Raw genomic sequence first — 15,888 nt, forward strand, 5'->3', positions numbered from 1 at the left:
AAACCTGCTACATTCTCCGAGGCCAACGACATGATCGACCGATACATCCAGTTTTATAACCACGAGCGAATCCAAACGAAAGCAGGAGTGGCTCCGCTAACGCTCCGCCACTCCTGCTGCTTCAGCTTCCCACCCCTGTGGTATGATCGTGCAAAAATTTTCAATCCGTGCCCAAAAATGCAGTGCTGGTTCGTTTACAAGACAAAGAGAAATCTCTGGCCAAAATCAGCGGTATATGGCACAATAGATACAGCACCACATTTCCAGCAGATCGACTTGCAAACGCCACAGCCATACAGCCCAGAAGGTGATAAAGATGAAATTCAGCCATTGCGACGATTCCTACCTGTTTCAAATCAGTTCCTATGATATCAGCCGCCTTCTGCCCCAGGTGAGCAAGGCACTTGAAAAAAGAGCAGAACTTCTTTCCTGGCAGCGCTATCCCAACATGTGGCGTCACATTGACCGCCTTCCCTCCCCCTCTCAAGGCCCTAGTCGGAGCCGGCTGCGCACCAGGCTGTTCAGCGTCCTCTGTCTGGCGGCGGGGGTGATTCTGGTTGTGCCCGGTCTTATGGAACCAAAAGAACTGTTGGTTCCTTTGGTGGCAGGCGCAGCCGCCATTGTACTGGGTATCAGCGGGTTATGGACAACCAGAAAGAACCGTGAAAAGCCATTTGACCGCTCAGCCCGGCTGCTTCTGGAAGGGAAAGATCAAACTCCGGAAAGTCCTGTTCCTGCTGTGTCTTTCTCGGATCAGGGAATGACCCTTTCAGAAAAAGGCGAGACAGAGTTTGTGGCATACAATGACTTTGAATCTGCATGGGAAACAGAAGACACACTGCTTCTTGTGTTCGGGCAGCGCGTCACCCTTTTGCAGAAGCAGGATTTGGTACAAGGCGATGTTGCCAGCCTGTCCCGGCTGCTTTCCGAAAAAGTCGCAACATACCAGTTCATGGATTGATTTCCATAGAAACAAAGATTCCACTGATAAAGAGAGGTTGAAACAAAATGGCACTCGCCTATCAAGCGTTTTTGAAGAAAGGCATTGACCTGGCCCCCTTGGGTTGGGAGACCAATGGAGCGTTTATTCCTTATTTCTGTACCCCAAAGGGAGCCAAGGTTCTTGGCTGGGCCGGTGTGGATGGAATCCACTACTGCACCATCCGCGGTTTTGGGGATATGATCTTTGCAGTCAGCCCGATGAACGTCGGAGATTATGTACATCCCATTGCCCGAAATTTTGAGGATCTGCTGCGGCTGCTTCTGTCCTGCACTGACATGGCCGCTCTGGAACAATGTTATGCATGGGATGAAGAACAGTACAAAGCCTTCCTCATGGATTGTCCTGCGACACCAGAACAGCAGGCCGTGCTGGATGCCATCCGGTCAAAAACCAGCCTTGAACCAATGGAAGACGCCTTTCACTATGTAAAGAAGCTCCAGGCAGAGTTCGATCTTTCTGCTATTCCTTATACAGAGGATTACTATGACGAGGACATGAACCCCACCGTGCCAAAGGAAGCTCCTCAGTGGAAAGTAACCTTTGACGGCAGCTTCTGGGGCCATCCAAAGGGCCAGCGGCCCGGCAAAGAAACGGTCGTTAACATACCGTTTGATTGGGCCGGGCGGCACTGGATCATCCCTTCTGTCTATTCCTGCTCCAAAGGGCTGGTGGTTGATTTCTGTATGCAGGTCAAGTTTGCGGACATCCTTTCCTTCATGGACAAATGGCATCTGTGTGCAGATGCCGACGAAGAGCAGTTCACCCGGGAACAGCGGATGCAGATGGAACTGGACCATCCTATGTGTATGGATTTCCGTCCAATCCTTCAGCTGAACGGCAAAGAGCTCCGTTTTTCCCATGGCTGCGAAGTGTCATACATTCCCTGTCTGCCAGGCAGATCTGCGGCCGAGGCAGAGCAGGATTCCAAACAGGCGATTGCCCACTATCAGCTCGACACAGCGTTCGGATGGGTCATCCACCGCTTCAGCTACCCCTGGGCAACCAGGAAAAAGCCAGAGATCAAGCATCTGTCGGTAACCATGGTACAGCAGAAAGCTTCCATTCCCGGCCCGCATTTCCATGTGGAAAAGCCCGGCGACACCTTCTCTTTTGTTTACCCTGAAGGCGGTACGGAATACACCCTGACGGTACAAAAATACGAGGAGCAGGTCCTGGACACCAGTCGGATGATGGAGGATATGGAGCACCCCACCCATTATTATTTTATGAGTTATACGGTCACGCCGGAATTTTCGGGCGGCGATCTGGATGTAGCAGATTGCTCCGACGGGGACCGCCCCAGACCAAAACCTTGCCCGAGCAAACCATTTGAACCTACCGTCCTCAACGATGCTTTTGTGATCGGCATCATCGGCGGAGCCGATGGGCCCACTGCTATCGTATGCGGACAGCCTGCCGCCCAGGGCAAACTTGGCGCTGCCTGCTCCAGTCTGCATTTTGATCCCGTTGATCGTGTGGAATGGAGGCTCGTTTTCCATGAAAAGTGGTACCAAGACAAAACCTTCGACATACAAACCGGTTCCATGGCTGCTCTGACCAAAAAGTCAGACTGATTTATCTGAGGAGACGTCCCATGAAAAAGCCACCATCTGGTTTGCAGTATTGTCAGGGGTGATTCTTGCAATCGCAATGCCGACCATGGGAATCAGGGGCTATCAAATGGACGAGAATATCATCTACATCACAGCATACATCGTCCTTCCCCCGTCTGGCACTTTTGTACATTGCATCGTTTGTTCCTCGTTTTCGTGTTTCCAAATGTCTTTCTTACGGCGGACATATTCCGGCAAATGCAGCCTATCACCCTTACTGCGGGAAAAAGATTCAACAGGAGGTGAAATCTGAACATCGGATTTTTTCGGTCATGATCAGGTTAGGCAAAAGAACACTCTCCTTTCCTCATAAAACAGAGCGGCTCTAAACTCGAGGTTTAAAGCCGCTCTCTTTGCAAATTTCTATGTTGTTGAAACTTCTTGTCCTTTTTCGAGTTCACAGGTATACCAGTCATCACCGACCGAACGAAATCCCATGGACAAGAACATTTTCTGACTTTGTGTATTGAACGAATAAATTCGTGCTTTGGCCTCTTTCAGTCCTTTTTCCTTGGCCAGCTCCATGATGTTCTTCACGCACCGCCGGCCTATATGCTGATTCTGGTATTCCTTACAGACTACGATTGCAATCTCGCCGTCAAATCTCAAGGCAACATCTCCAACGAGGCATCCCCTATATTCAATATAATAGCAGTCTCCATGGGTGGACAGATAACGGTACATCGCCCTCAGCTTATCCAGCGTGTACACACAATCAATGTCATCCACCTGCTTGCACAGCTGAGGGTCCTGATACCACTTCAACGCTACTTCTTCATTCGGATAATAGGGCACCAATCGGATTTCCTCATCCACGATTCGTTCCATTGCCACTCCCTTTTTGACTTACACTTTTTAGGGTCACGGATGCTCTTTGACGCTTACCACTCGCCACTGGCCTGTTTCATCTTTTTCCACACGCCAAAGAGACGAAATGTTTTTGCTTTCGGAAATCATACTGCCCTGTTCATCCAGGGCCTTGCTGGAATAAAATACCCAGAGATAACCGTCTGCGTCATCAAGGTGTGCAGACCACAAATCCAGGCTATTAAATCAACCGCTGTCCGTATTTCTTGGAAAATACAAATCAAAGCCCGCAGAACTGCCACTTGCCATTATAACAGGACTGGGCGTTGTCGATCATCCAGCGACCCTCTACCAGCCGCATAAGAAAACGGTAGTAGAAAACATCCTCCTCTGCATAAAGCCAAAATTTGTTCTTTGCAGCCTTCTCTCCTACAGTCAGGCGGCAGCCCTGATAGGTACCGCCGGCCTGGAAGGAAAGCGAAACCGGACGCCAGCCCGGGCGCGGCTTCCAGCTTACCCGCCAGGAGAACAGCTGATCGATCTCGGCCCGAACGTTTGGGTCATCAAGACCTTTTTCAGCAGCAAGGTTTTCCCAACGGGTCATTTCCTTAAAAAAGTCCTGCAGTGCTGCGATGGGGCCCACCAGCTCCGGGCTGTCCAGAGGCAGCCTGTTTTTCATATTTTTATAGGTCCGGGCATCCTCAAAGAGTTTCTTTTGTTCCTGGGTAAACAGCCCGGTCCGGCCCTTTTCATCAAAGTTGTCCATATCATGAACAACCAGCTTATCCCGCCAGGAAACAGCCATCAGCCCTTGGAATGTAACCTGCGGGCAGGCGGCAATGTAGATGTCTGTGAGTTTTGGAATCTGAGCGGCCTGCGAGAGTCCTTCATCATCCATCGCCGTTCGCTGCAAAAACAATGTTTTGATCGGGAGATCTTTCAGCAAAGACAAGCCATGCCCCTTGATCTGTCCGCCCCGCAGCAGGGCCAGAGTCGTCAGCTGTGAAAGCTGGGCGAACACCAGAAAACATTCATCCCCAAAGGGAGCGTCATCCAGATATACCTGTTTCAGCCTCGGGCATTGACGCACAGCTTCCCGTAACGTGTCCAGATTCAGAGCCCCTTCGACTCGGACTTGGTGATTGCAGAGATAAGCTCCATTCTGGTATTCCAGACAGGAAGTATTGGAAGGAAACGCCAGCATTGTATTCTCCCTCGCTCTCCAAACTCTTTTTATTGCCGTGTTACGCCGTCATATTCCCCGTATTTATATCTTGGGTGGATCTCCTGGCACCGCCCAACTGACCCCGGGAAACGGCTCCCCTGTCTGGCAGAAGTACAGCAGAACCTGTTCGATCTGCCCGCTGTTTTTGCAGAGATATCCTTTCCAGCTCTTGGCTCGTTTGTTCCAGCAGAGCAGCCGCTGCTGGCCTCTTCGATATTCCAAAACCGCCCCGCCCTTTTCCCATTGAACGTGCAGGGAGGTATCTCCCCTGATTCCGTACGCCCAGCGACAGGCGCCCTCTCCAAGTTTCCGGGCAACCGCAGTGGCGTGTTCTGCATTCGGGCGGCAGGCGTGGAGCTGTTGACCCCCACGGCTCGGGATTTTTGGGGGTGTATCCGTTCTCTCTGTTTCAACCCAGCAGAGCAAACAATCCCCTGTCAGCCCATCCGACACAGTGGGCAGAGATTTTTCCTCCGAACGGATGGCAGCCGGAAGACCTTCCAGCATCGGGAACAACGCCGGCGGATCATAGCGCACCGGGAACGTTAAGGGCTGCGGGTCCACCAGTTTTTCAGGATGAATCAAATCGAATCCAAGCAGTTCTGCACTGTGCAGCCAGGGCATTTCCTGGAGAAGCGTGCAGTCAAACGCCTGCCGCTGCGGCGGCATCACAGAAATGGATTCCAGGTTCTTGCACTCTTTCAAAAAGCTATAGTCATTCACAGGATAGCGATGAACCTCAAAAGTGCGCAGTTTGCCCATCCACCGCACAGGCTCCCATGCACCCCGTTCCAATGACAGGAAAGCCGGCACCCCCTGCGATTCAAGATATCCTCCAAGCGGGGAACGGCTCTCGCCGCAGAGAAGGCGCTTCATGGGATACAGATCCTGCACCGACGTGGGCAGCCTGCCGAGATAACGTACGATGGCGGTCAGAAGATATGGGTCGATCTTTATTTTTTCTTGCATCATCGAGCACCTTCTTCAAGCAAGATGGTTCTTTGTACAAAGCCTGGAAGCACCTCTGTTTTGTGGTTTAAAGAGGCGCTTTTCCGTATGATCTGATTATATCAAAAGGCGCCTGACAAATCCATTACTTACTCCGGTTTTATGTATGGGCGGCCCGGCCGCCCTTTTTGCTATGCGTCCCAATGAAACAGACCGCTCCCCAGAGCGAGGAGCGGCCTGTTTTTGGTAATCCTACAGCGTTTGAATCAATGGATGATCCCGGGCAGAATCTATCCTGCATTTTCTGCCCTAATTTTTAGAGTATTATATGGCAAAATCTTCCAGGGATGTGGTTTCTGAACCATCGAAATCGCAAACCACAGAGGTTTCCGGCCAGGGATATTCCTGCTCTGCCTGCCGCTGGGTCAGCGCAACCAGGTGATCGATGTTGCACATACTGAGCAGACAGAAGATCACTGCCGCCAGGCGGATACCCCACACCACCGCTCCAAAGGGCCGCAGCAGGCTGGCAATGGACAAGGCCGACCAAATCGCAACCACCGTGATGGCGTACCCGGCCAGCACACGCAGACTGGTGAGGCCAAACCGGGAGATATACAGCCACAGTTTGGAAAAAGCAATGGCCGCAAACAAAAGGTTTGCTGTGCAGAGGACAATCCCCAGGCCCCGCAGTCCCCGGCTTTGGCGCATGGGCGTGCGGCAAAGTTTGGCTGCCGCTGCCAGCACCGACAAGTTAACCAGGGCGATCTGCAGCATTTCAAAGAATCCCCGGCGGGCGTATTCCGCCGCCGTGTATGCCTGGGGCAGAACGCCGGCAAACCCCGCCGTAAGATAGTTGATCTGCGACAAAAAGAAGATCAGATACAGCCCGCAGAGCATGGCCAGGGCCACCATCGGCGTCTGCCGGGGAATCAGCCGCAGCTTGTCGAACGAATCATAGACCATGCGTTCTGTGATCCGATCTTGCTTTTCCTTCAGGTGCTTGGCACCATAAAACAGACCATAAAACCAGCAGGCAAAAAAGAGTTCGAGAAAAAGCCAGCCCGGCGAAAGAAAATCCGCCAGAATTTCCGGCAGGCTGAACCGTGTCAGCCAGCTCTCCAAGCTGCCGGTCATCTGCTGGAAAGCAGCGTCGGCCGTTACCAGCGTGGTAAATGCCCATCCCAGCACCGGCAGGGCGCAGACGGCTCCCAGCAGCCCCCACCAGATTCCCCTGCTTTTGGGTTTGGGCAGGTTTTTCCCCACGCCATAAAAAAGCATCTGGAACAGCCGGTGGAAATTGGAAAAAGGAATGCCAAACCAGCCCCGCAGCAGATCCAGCGGCAGCAGCGCTCCCACAGGCAGGGCCACCGCTCCTCCGCAGCGCACCAGCGCCCACTGAGCAGCCGCCAGGTGGGAGAGCAGGAATGGGAAAAACGCAAGTTCCTGGTTTCCAAACAGGCCGCAGCCAATGGACTGGCTCAGAAAGACCGCCGCCCAAAACCAGCTCTCCCTTGGGCACTCTATACGGCAGAGCCGGGCTGATGCCTCTATGCATACGAAGAAGCAGCCCAGTACCGCCGCCAGCACCCACCGTCCCTGTTGGTACAGAACCGCGGGCGGTTCCAGCATCCACCGCGCATAGAGAACTCCCATCCCAAGGCAAAGCAGGGCGGCGGCGCGCTCCCCTTTTTCAAGTTGAAACGCTGTTTTTGCAGCGCGTTTTGGGACCGCACAGCCGGGACCGGCAGGCAAAATCGCCCCGGAAGATCCCGGAACACAAACGGCGTCATCTCTACGGATATCCATCAGTGCAACCTCCTTTTTCGTTGCAGGAAATGTCATTCGTCGGGAAGATATTCCAACAGATCGGCAGGCTGGCACTGCAGCTCCCGGCAAAGTGCTTCCAGCGTAGAAAACCGCACAGCCCGGGCCTTATTGTTTTTGAGAATGGAAAGGTTGGCAGGAGTAATGCCGATCCGCGCGGCAAGCTCCCCCGCGGAGATTTTTCGCTTGGCCATCATAACGTCCAGATTCACAACAATGGGCATTCTCTCTCCCCCTTTCAGATGGTGTAATCTGCGTCTTCCTGCAGCAGAAGCGCCTGCTGGAAGACGTTTTTCACAACCCGCACAATCAGCGCCATAAAGGCTGCACAGGCTGCAATGACAAAAAAGGGAAGATAATAAAATCCGCTGATCAGGCAGATAACCGCTCCCACGGCACAGCCCCAGCTGATCCGCCGCAGCAGCTGAACATTGTGGGGGACGAAAACATTGCCGCCCTGAATGTTTTCCAGCAGCCGCCAGAGCTTCCAGAGAATGTAAAGGGCAGGCACTCCGCCAGCATAAAGCGTGGCCTGCAGCAGACTCTCGGCCTGGTGTTCCAGCGGAACACGGCTGAACGCAACAAACGTCTTTACCAGCCAGGGGGCTGATATCAAAATAGCCAAAGCTGCCGCTCCAAACAACACCACGCACAGCCGGGACAGCCGAATGCTGTTTTTGCTGCTCCAATTCATATCCAAAACCTCCTGTTTTTGTTTGTGGCTCCATCATATCACATGTCGCATTGAATTGCAATACATTTTTATCGAAAATCGATAATTTCATATTGTTTTAAAGAATCACCTCCATTTCCCGGCCACACCGGGTCCCGGACGTTTTTCACTGCGCTCCTGAATGTCGTTTCATAAAATAAATACAGCAAACAGGCGACTTTACCGCCAGAATATGATAGAATATTATAAAAGGAGATTATGCCGCGGAAGTCTTGAAACCGCCCAAGAAAGTCCGCATGGTCTGTTATGACATCCTAGGTGGCAAGGATGACGCCCCACTCCCGCCGGAAGCGCCAATATTGGAAGAAAACGAGGAGGCCGAGACTATGGATATGAAGCAATGTCAAATTGGACATGAGAACCACGAGCACCAGAAGATCGTCGACGCCCTGACCACTCTGCCTGAAGCAGAGTGCACCCCGGAAAGTGACATGGAGCTGGCTGGGGCGATCTACTCCAAAGAGGAAACGGCGGCGGTGGAGAACCACATCCGGCAGTACTTCGGCAAATTTGAAACGCTATTCCATGAGCCGGATTCCCAGGACATTCATGTGGATATCTGCCTGGTGCCGCCCACCAAGGAGCGGGACTACTGTATTCTGGTCACCATGGGGCTGGGAGCTCACCGGATGAATGTGCCGCCGGAACAGACTGGGCACAAATCGGACCGGGCAGAGCTGGCCATCGCCCTGCCAGCAGGCTGGAAGCGAACGCCCGAAAATTTCAAGGACGACCGGTGGTACTGGCCGGTTCATCTGCTGAAGGACCTGGTCCGCCTGTCTCTCGGCGGTGTATGGCTGCACCGGGGCTACGTCGCTGACCACCAGAAGCCTTTCGCAGCCAACACCTGGCTTTGTGCAGCGCTGCTGACCGAGCCATTCAGCGCGGCGCCGGGCGGCGCAGTCTGTCCCCTGCCCGGCGGTGAGGCAGTCCATTTTTATCAGGTTCTCCCCCTCTATCGGGATGAGTTGAAATACAGTCTGGAACACGGTACAGATGCGCTGCTGGAAAAGATGGCTGCCATCGGTTTTGTGGTGCGGCCCGACCGCCCCGACGCCATCACGCGGGGCATCCTGCGCCGTGCGGAGGATGCGGCGGACGACATTTTGGAAATGGATAACGGAATCTGGCACCTTGCGACCCTTCGAAAGAAAAAACTGCCGGTGGATGAACGCAACGCTTTCAGCCACATGACCATCTATCTGCGCTGGTGCATGGAACACGACCTGATGGGTGCAGCCTTTCTCGAGGACTACGGCAGCATTGTAAAACAGGTCAAAACCAATCCCGGTAGTGTAGACCTGCGGGTTTTCCTCCGGGACAAGCTGAACGGTCAGCTCCTGAGTATTATTTTCAATCGGACAGGCCGGGCCTTCGCCGCGTATTACTACGGCTATACCGATGATCCTCCCCACTACCCCAGTGACATCGACTACTACGCCGTTGGGGTGATTGGTCAAAACCGCAATTACTCGGACGAAATCCAGGATGAAGCCTACCTGTTTCTTCCTTTTGACGAAGAATATTACCAGGCCATGGCACAGATCATCGACCGGCGTTTTGCCGGCTGGCAGAGGCAGGGCTTCGACGAAAACACGCTGGAACCTTCCGATCTGGCCCGGGCTTTGATGGAGTATCTGGACTGCGAGTGTACCTATTTTCCCTCCATGAAGGACGACGATCCCATCTCGGCAGCTTACAGCTACGCTCTGCGGGACAGCGCCCACGAAGGCTTTGTGCCGGTGCTCATCCGGGCAGATGATGAAATCCTGTGGGAGTGCCTGGTGATGAATTCTGACCCGGACAGCGGTGGCGAGGATAACTATGCCTTCGGCCCGGACAAGGTGGCCGAATACCGAAAGAAGATGCTCTCTGCCCCCCTCCTGAACGGCAAGGCGGTTCTGGAAGAAATGATCGGCCAGCGCCGGGAGGAAGCCGAGGACGACGCCATGGACTGGGAGGAAGAAATCCTGGGCCAGATGGAGGGCGGCTGCAAGAACGATCGCTTTTCCAGCTACTGGGACAGCGATCGTGAGATAACCTATCCCCTGATTCTGGCGAAGATCCCGGTGGAGCACCCCTGGGAAGTCTTCGCCTACCTGCCCTTTGGCAACTGGAACAAGTGTCCAGACACGCCAGAACTGATGGCGGCGGCAAAATACTGGTTCGAGCAGTACGGCGCAGTGCCCGCTGTCATGAGCCACGATGAACTGGAGTTTGTCCTCCCCGCCCCCGTTCCAGAGGAAAAAGCCATGGAGACAGCGGTGGAGCAGTACGGCTTCTGCCCCGATGTCATCGACCAGGGGCCCGAGGATGCAACTGTCGGCGCTCTGGCGGACACGCTGCGGCAGTCCACGGTCTGGTATTTCTGGTGGGACTAGTGAAAGTCCCTCTGTACCTCCCAAAAGAAACACGCCAAAAGGAGATAGCTCCCCTTTCCGGGAAGTCTATCTCCTTTTATCTGTTTTTGTTTCAATCCACCGCCCTGCATCGCGGTTTCAAACGTTCAGCGCCTACAGGTTCATTGTACTGCCATCAGAGCAACATAGCCTTAAACCACACTGAACAGCGCTCCCAGCAGTGGGGCGATTGCCAGCATCACAAGGGAAAACACAAGAGATGAAACCGACACCAACGTCGCCCGCTGGCAGGAGGGAACCATTTCGTTCAGCTTCACGTCGCTGCGCACGTCCATGAGATCATCCAGCAGGCCGGCCAGAAATCCCCCAGCCAAAACCATAGGCAGCCAGGGTGTGGCAGCCAGAAGAGTCCCACACAGAACACCGCCCCCACACAAAAGAGCCATCACGCGGTAGCTCAGCCGATCGGTGAACCGTACGAGCTGAAGCCCCAGTGTGCTGCTGAGTCCCAACACAAACAACACTGGTCCCAGCCATCCGGATGGCATTCCAAGGGCTGGAAGCCGGGCTTGCAGCAGATAGAGCAGCATGGTGGCCACAGCACCTACCGCGGCATTGCCAAACATCAACCGCAGCACCTTCGGACTGTGCACAATAAAGGCAATGCTTTCCTGAATTGCTGTATAAATACGCCGGATGGCGCCGCCGGCGGCAGCCTCATGGCCCTCCGGTTCCTGTAAACACAGCGCCGGCCCCAGCCCCAGCAGCGCCAAGACCAAATCCACGCCGTAGGCCGCCCGCGCTCCCATCCACAAGGCTATGCCGGTACACAGGGTCGCCAGTGCTGCGCCAATTCTCCACAGTGTTGCGTCATTGACAGCAAACCGTTCATAGTAGGCCTGCCGGCCGCAGCATTTCAAGCTCTCATAGGCAAGCGCTTCCCGGGAACCGGAAGCAAAGTTATAGCTCAAAGCGCTGAGAGCCATGCCAACACAAACATCTCCCATCGAGTCGGAAAACAGCATGGCAGCGGCAGCCATAGCGGATATGCATTGGCTCGCAATCATGCAGCGTCTGCGGCCAAATACATCGGCCATCACGCCGGAAGGAACTTCAAACAAAAAACTGGTAAAATGAAAGATGGTCTCTGCAAAGCCGATTTGTGTCAGCGAAAATCCACGCGCGGCCAGCAAAGCTGCCCAGCAAGCTCCTGTAAACTGAAGACTGCCGAGGGCTGTAATGGCATAGAGCCGGCGAATTTGTCGTTTCATTTCAAACATAAAAAATCTCCTTTTCTCACAGGTTTCTGCAAGCAAAGGAGATAGTACACGGCTTTTTTCGAGGTCAAAAACGCATCAAATCGTGATCCTGGCCTTCAAAAAGGGCGCACTATCCCCCTGAAAGGCCAAAACACAACCTTCTTTCAGCTGAATTTTGGAAAATCTCCAGGCCATTTGTGCGCCCTCCTTTCCATCGAATTTGTTACATTATAACTCTGCACACGCTTTTGTGTCAAGAACAGCAGCCGGCATTTTCCTGCCCCCAAAACCATATTCCATAAAGTCCAAAAGACCATTCTGTGAGCGTATTTTCTCCCCAGAGTACAGGGTTTCTTTTGCTTTTCTTTTCAAGAAAAGCGCCTGACAGACCCTCCCTTGCGGCGCCATCTTTTCCCAACATTCCCAAGCTCATTGTGCGTCATCTTCCCTTCTTCATTGAATTGTTCATACTTGCAAAATACAATGGAAATATCAAACCCAGGCAAAGGAGGATTTCTTTTGGACAAGCGCACAAAAGTAAAAGTCATCACCATCATTTTCTGCCTTATTTTCAGCGTTTTTGCTCTATATACCTTTCTCTTTGTCGCCGATGTATCCACCGGCTGGCGAATCGTTTTGGTCGTCATTGCGATTTTCTGGATTCTCTCCGGGATTTTAAATTTGATTGAGTATTTTGGGCCCAAAAAATGACCGGCAGAGAGGGGCCCGGGTGGACGGGGCACCGTCGTTTTTAAGCCGTTTTTATCGTATCTACAGCATTTTCAAACCGGACAGCAAATTAATTTCACAAACAAGAATTCTTTCCACCACCCTCATCACCGGAAAAGGGCGGCAGCATTCGATGCTGCCGCTCTGTCCGTTTTCCATCCACCAAACTCCACCGCAGCATTCTTTATCCAAAAACAGGAGCCGCCATGCTGCAGCTCCTGCTTTCCATTCAACCTTTCCCCAGGCCGACGTCCAGAGAATGGCACATCTGTGTCGCCGGGCAGTTTTCCTGTCTCGTGATTGAACTGCACGTGACTTTGGAATATACTAAACCAAAAGCAAAAGGAAGTGTGACCCCATGGAATACTCAAAAGAAGACCTGACCGAAGCCAAGCGTCAAATTGATTCCACCCTGCACAAACTGAGAGAGGTTGTAAAGACCTTTGAGGCCAAGGAAACCCCTGCGCGCTACAAGTCCCAAATCACCCTGGCCCAGAGGCGCATCAAAGCCTTTGAGCTGGCAAACGCCCTGATCGAAGCCGAACTGAAAAAATAACCCTTTTCGCTTCAGCTGACACCGAACGCGGTGAACCGGCGGCAGATTTCGATAGCTTCCAAGCATAGCAAGCCATTCCATATAGGTATTTGCTATCCATCCCGGCCAATGGTACAATAACAGCAGCCATTCACCCAACTTACCAGCGTTGTTTCAACCGGGAGGAAGTACCATGAACAAGAAGGTTTTGATCATCTCCACCAGCCCCAGAAAAGGCGGCAACTCGGACGCTTTGGCGGACGAACTGCTCCGTGGGGCCCAGGAAGCCGGCCATTCTGTAGAGAAAGTCACCCTGTACGACAAGACTATCTCTTTCTGTCAGGGGTGCCTTGCCTGCCAGAGTACCCAGCGCTGCACCATTCAGGACGACGCAGCGGCCATCACCCAGAAGATGCTGACCGCAGACGTGATTGTGTTCGCCACCCCCGTCTATTACTACGGCATGTGCGGCCAGATGAAAACCATGCTGGACCGCTCCAATCCCCTGTTCTCTGCTGACTATTCGTTCCGGGACATTTACCTGCTGGCCGCAGCAGCGGAAGAAGATCCCCACACGGTAGACGGCACCGTCACCGGTTTGCAGGGTTGGATTGACTGCTTCGAAAAAGCCCATCTGGCCGGCACCGTTTTCGCCGGCAGTGTGACCTCCGTGGGGGACATCAAGGATCATCCCGCCCTGAAGCAGGCCTACGAGACCGGCAAGAACATCTGACTCTACATTACAGTCCTCGCATACACAGCCATTCCACAACTGCAAAACGGGCAGCCGACATACCGGCTGCCCGTTGTTTGTTGTTTTTAGATGGGGAGAATCAGTTCCGCTTTGGCGCCGCGGCCGGTATTGGAGAGCCGCAGGCTACCGCCATGTTTCCGGGCGATCTGTCCGGCAAAGAAAAGCCCCAGTCCCAGATGCCCCTCCCGGGGCCGGCTGGCATCGCTGGTAAAGAAGGCCTGTTCCCCTTTGGCCAGCGCCTCCGCCGAAAAGCCCGGGCCCGTATCCTCCACCGCAATCGTGACGGTTCCCTCTCCCGCTGTAATGCAAAGCGAAACTGTCCCGCCGGGCAATGTATACCGCACTGCATTGTCCAGAAGGTTGCTCACCGCCCGGTCAAGGCCGGCGCGGTACACCGACACCGCAAGAGCCGGAACCGGTGAGCAGGCAAACTGAATCTGTTTCGTCCCGCAGAGGCTCTGCCCCATCCCTTTCCAGCCTTCGGCGAGGCTTTCCAGGCTCACCCGCTCTTTTTCCTGCTGGGGAGCTGTGTCGGGCAGGGTCATGGCTTGCAGCTGGGCCACATAGTCCTGCAGCCGGACCGCACTGCGCAGGATGGTCTCCACCATTTCCTGCTGGGACGGATTCAGCGCGTCCTCTTGCAGCAATTCCGCGTTGCCGCTGATCAGGGTCAGCGGGGTTTTGAGGTCATGGGTCAGGGCGGCCATCTCCAGACGGCGCTGCTGTTCCATGGTCCACTGACTTTCCAGCGACTGGGCCAGGCTGGCCCGAAGCTGGTCCATGGCCTCCAGCGTCTCCCCAAATTCCCGCACCCGGGCCTGTCCCTTCAGCGGGGTGTCCAGCCGCTGGCTGGCAATGGTCTGGGTTGCAGCGGTCAGCAGGGCGGCGTCCCGCCGCAGCAGTCCTGCAAAGTGCCGGGTCAGCAGAAAGCCCGTCAGCAGCCAGGCCGCAAGCAAAAACAGAACTGCACAGGTCTGGAATTCGGGCAGATGTTTCTGCAAACTTTCCAGGCCGTAGGGCATCGAATAGTCGTACTGCACCACGCAGAGTTCCCCTGTGGGCAGCTGCACCGCCCGGTGGTACTGGGCATAGAAAATCCCCTGCCGCACCGAATCCCCCGCCAGGACAGCCTTGGCATAGGACAGCTGCAAGCGGTTCATGTTGCCCGGGTCGGTCAGCTGGCGGTCTTCATCAAAAATTGCCCAGCGATAATAATAAGGGATGTCCTCCGGCGTCTTTGCGCCGGCGCCCAGTTCATACACCAGCTGATCCACCCCGTCGGCGGCAGTGCCGGCTGGGTAGACAAATTTCATCTGCATCAAAAGAATCAGTCCCATCCACCAGAGCACCGCCAGCGCCAGAATCGCCGCACCGGTGGTCAGCAGGTACCGCCAGAACAGGATGGTGAGCCCCGCCGGGCGTTTCATTCGTTTTTCCATTTGTACCCCACTCCCCAGACTGTTTCAATGGGGGACTGCCCCGCCGGGCGCAGCTTGGCCCGGATATTCTTGATATGCTCGGTAACTGCCGAGACATCCGCTGTGCCCTCATAGCCAAAGGCGGCCTGGTACAGCTGCTCTTTGGAAAAAATCTGCCCCGGACGCATGGCCAGATGTTCACAGATGGCATATTCGCTCCGGGTCAGCCGGATCGGGACGCCCTGATGATACACCATCCGCTCGCTGAGGTCAAAGTCCAGGTCTCCCCGCCGCAGTCGGGTGTGAGGGGTGCGCCGTTCCCGCCGCAGATGGGCCGCCACCCGGGCCCGCAATTCTGCAACCCGGAAGGGTTTGGTCAGGTAATCGTCTCCGCCAATGCCCAGACCGGTCAGGACATCGGCCTCCTCGGTTTTCGCGGTCAAAAACAGAATCGGGCAGTCGGCGATGGACCGGATGCGGCGGCACAGGGCAAACCCATCCTCCCCCGGCATCATCACATCCAGCAGGATGCAGTCGGCCCACCGGCAGGCGGCCTGGTCAATTTCGGCCCCGCTCTGATGGGACGACACCTGGTGGCCGTCCCGTTCCAGAGCGGTCTTCAATAGGGTACAGAGGTCCTTGTCATCATCCACCACCAGAATATGAGCCACACCCAT

17 protein-coding genes are annotated in these 15,888 nt (G+C 54.4%); 8 read left to right on the plus strand and 9 right to left on the minus strand.

Annotated elements, in window-relative coordinates; translation table 11 throughout:
* The 3 genes from B5G28_RS14835 to B5G28_RS09305 form a co-directional block, all read left to right on the plus strand.
* On the plus strand, nt 1-369 hold a 369-nt coding region (locus tag B5G28_RS14835; protein ID WP_204228843.1), incomplete at its 5' end, for a hypothetical protein.
* Nucleotides 317-961, plus strand: coding sequence for a YcxB family protein (locus B5G28_RS09300; RefSeq protein ID WP_144265512.1), 645 nt, complete (start codon nt 317-319; stop codon nt 959-961). The genes B5G28_RS14835 and B5G28_RS09300, both read left to right, overlap by 53 nt.
* Before the next feature lie 47 nt (nt 962-1,008).
* A complete protein-coding gene (locus B5G28_RS09305) occupies nt 1,009-2,577 on the plus strand; it encodes a hypothetical protein (RefSeq protein WP_087248135.1) in 1,569 nt (522 codons plus the stop codon).
* A 402-nt stretch (nt 2,578-2,979) separates the two neighbouring features.
* Here B5G28_RS09305 and B5G28_RS09310 read toward each other — a convergent pair whose 3' ends face one another.
* From B5G28_RS09310 to B5G28_RS09335, 6 genes are all read right to left on the minus strand, one after another.
* Nucleotides 2,980-3,444, minus strand: a complete 465-nt coding sequence (locus B5G28_RS09310) for a GNAT family N-acetyltransferase (protein ID WP_087248137.1) — start codon at nt 3,442-3,444, stop codon at nt 2,980-2,982.
* Nucleotides 3,445-3,703: 259 nt separating this feature from the next.
* Nucleotides 3,704-4,627, minus strand: coding sequence for an NTF2 fold immunity protein (locus B5G28_RS09315; protein WP_087248139.1), 924 nt, complete (start codon nt 4,625-4,627; stop codon nt 3,704-3,706).
* A 63-nt stretch (nt 4,628-4,690) separates the two neighbouring features.
* Nucleotides 4,691-5,620, minus strand: coding sequence for a hypothetical protein (locus B5G28_RS09320; RefSeq protein WP_087248141.1), 930 nt, complete (start codon nt 5,618-5,620; stop codon nt 4,691-4,693).
* Between the two features lie 300 nt (nt 5,621-5,920).
* Nucleotides 5,921-7,228, minus strand: a complete 1,308-nt coding sequence (locus B5G28_RS09325; protein WP_158099607.1) for a DUF4173 domain-containing protein — start codon at nt 7,226-7,228, stop codon at nt 5,921-5,923.
* A 209-nt stretch (nt 7,229-7,437) separates the two neighbouring features.
* A complete protein-coding gene (locus tag B5G28_RS09330; RefSeq protein ID WP_087248145.1) occupies nt 7,438-7,647 on the minus strand; it encodes a helix-turn-helix transcriptional regulator in 210 nt (69 codons plus the stop codon).
* Between the two features lie 14 nt (nt 7,648-7,661).
* A complete protein-coding gene (locus B5G28_RS09335; protein WP_087248148.1) occupies nt 7,662-8,117 on the minus strand; it encodes a DUF2975 domain-containing protein in 456 nt (151 codons plus the stop codon).
* 365 nt (nt 8,118-8,482) lie between these two features.
* Here B5G28_RS09335 and B5G28_RS09340 point away from each other — a divergent pair, with 365 nt between their 5' ends.
* Nucleotides 8,483-10,537 carry a suppressor of fused domain protein gene (locus B5G28_RS09340; protein WP_343215548.1) on the plus strand — a complete coding sequence of 685 codons (2,055 nt, stop codon included), beginning with the start codon at nt 8,483-8,485 and terminating at the stop codon, nt 10,535-10,537.
* A gap of 170 nt (nt 10,538-10,707) precedes the next feature.
* On the opposite strand, the gene B5G28_RS09345 is transcribed toward B5G28_RS09340, so the two are convergent.
* Complete coding sequence (locus tag B5G28_RS09345; RefSeq protein ID WP_087248152.1) at nt 10,708-11,796, minus strand: MFS transporter; 1,089 nt, start codon at nt 11,794-11,796, stop codon at nt 10,708-10,710.
* A 498-nt stretch (nt 11,797-12,294) separates the two neighbouring features.
* On the opposite strand from B5G28_RS09345, the gene B5G28_RS09350 reads away from it, so the two are divergent.
* The 4 genes from B5G28_RS09350 (at nt 12,295) to B5G28_RS09360 (ending at nt 13,772) form a co-directional block, all read left to right on the plus strand.
* Nucleotides 12,295-12,486 carry a hypothetical protein gene (locus B5G28_RS09350; protein ID WP_087248154.1) on the plus strand — a complete coding sequence of 64 codons (192 nt, stop codon included), beginning with the start codon at nt 12,295-12,297 and terminating at the stop codon, nt 12,484-12,486.
* A gap of 19 nt (nt 12,487-12,505) precedes the next feature.
* Nucleotides 12,506-12,808 carry a hypothetical protein gene (locus tag B5G28_RS14480; protein ID WP_144265513.1) on the plus strand — a complete coding sequence of 101 codons (303 nt, stop codon included), beginning with the start codon at nt 12,506-12,508 and terminating at the stop codon, nt 12,806-12,808.
* A gap of 54 nt (nt 12,809-12,862) precedes the next feature.
* A complete protein-coding gene (locus tag B5G28_RS09355) occupies nt 12,863-13,060 on the plus strand; it encodes a hypothetical protein (protein ID WP_087248156.1) in 198 nt (65 codons plus the stop codon).
* A gap of 172 nt (nt 13,061-13,232) precedes the next feature.
* Nucleotides 13,233-13,772: a flavodoxin family protein gene (locus B5G28_RS09360; protein WP_087248158.1), complete on the plus strand. Its 540-nt coding sequence runs from the start codon at nt 13,233-13,235 to the stop codon at nt 13,770-13,772.
* An 86-nt stretch (nt 13,773-13,858) separates the two neighbouring features.
* Here the strand turns inward: B5G28_RS09360 and B5G28_RS09365 are convergent, their stop codons facing one another.
* Both B5G28_RS09365 and B5G28_RS09370 read right to left on the minus strand, forming a co-directional pair.
* Nucleotides 13,859-15,232: a HAMP domain-containing sensor histidine kinase gene (locus tag B5G28_RS09365; protein ID WP_242967551.1), complete on the minus strand. Its 1,374-nt coding sequence runs from the start codon at nt 15,230-15,232 to the stop codon at nt 13,859-13,861.
* Entirely contained in the window at nt 15,217-15,882 is a 666-nt protein-coding gene (locus B5G28_RS09370; protein ID WP_087248195.1) for a response regulator transcription factor, read from the minus strand. The genes B5G28_RS09365 and B5G28_RS09370 overlap by 16 nt, the downstream gene beginning before the upstream one ends.
* Nucleotides 15,883-15,888: the final 6 nt, after the last annotated feature.

This window comes from Faecalibacterium sp. An77 (assembly GCF_002161315.1).
Lineage (GTDB): Bacteria > Bacillota > Clostridia > Oscillospirales > Ruminococcaceae > Faecalibacterium.

Coding starts and splice junctions, on each gene's coding strand:
- B5G28_RS09300 (WP_144265512.1), top strand. CDS start 317: ATGAAATTCAGCCATTGCGACGATTCCTACCTGTTTCAAATCAGTTCC.
- B5G28_RS09305 (WP_087248135.1), top strand. CDS start 1,009: ATGGCACTCGCCTATCAAGCGTTTTTGAAGAAAGGCATTGACCTGGCC.
- B5G28_RS09310 (WP_087248137.1), bottom strand. CDS start 3,444: ATGGAACGAATCGTGGATGAGGAAATCCGATTGGTGCCCTATTATCCG.
- B5G28_RS09315 (WP_087248139.1), bottom strand. CDS start 4,627: ATGCTGGCGTTTCCTTCCAATACTTCCTGTCTGGAATACCAGAATGGA.
- B5G28_RS09320 (WP_087248141.1), bottom strand. CDS start 5,620: ATGATGCAAGAAAAAATAAAGATCGACCCATATCTTCTGACCGCCATC.
- B5G28_RS09325 (WP_158099607.1), bottom strand. CDS start 7,228: ATGCTGGAACCGCCCGCGGTTCTGTACCAACAGGGACGGTGGGTGCTG.
- B5G28_RS09330 (WP_087248145.1), bottom strand. CDS start 7,647: ATGCCCATTGTTGTGAATCTGGACGTTATGATGGCCAAGCGAAAAATC.
- B5G28_RS09335 (WP_087248148.1), bottom strand. CDS start 8,117: ATGAATTGGAGCAGCAAAAACAGCATTCGGCTGTCCCGGCTGTGCGTG.
- B5G28_RS09340 (WP_343215548.1), top strand. CDS start 8,483: ATGGATATGAAGCAATGTCAAATTGGACATGAGAACCACGAGCACCAG.
- B5G28_RS09345 (WP_087248152.1), bottom strand. CDS start 11,796: ATGTTTGAAATGAAACGACAAATTCGCCGGCTCTATGCCATTACAGCC.
- B5G28_RS09355 (WP_087248156.1), top strand. CDS start 12,863: ATGGAATACTCAAAAGAAGACCTGACCGAAGCCAAGCGTCAAATTGAT.
- B5G28_RS09360 (WP_087248158.1), top strand. CDS start 13,233: ATGAACAAGAAGGTTTTGATCATCTCCACCAGCCCCAGAAAAGGCGGC.
- B5G28_RS09365 (WP_242967551.1), bottom strand. CDS start 15,232: ATGGAAAAACGAATGAAACGCCCGGCGGGGCTCACCATCCTGTTCTGG.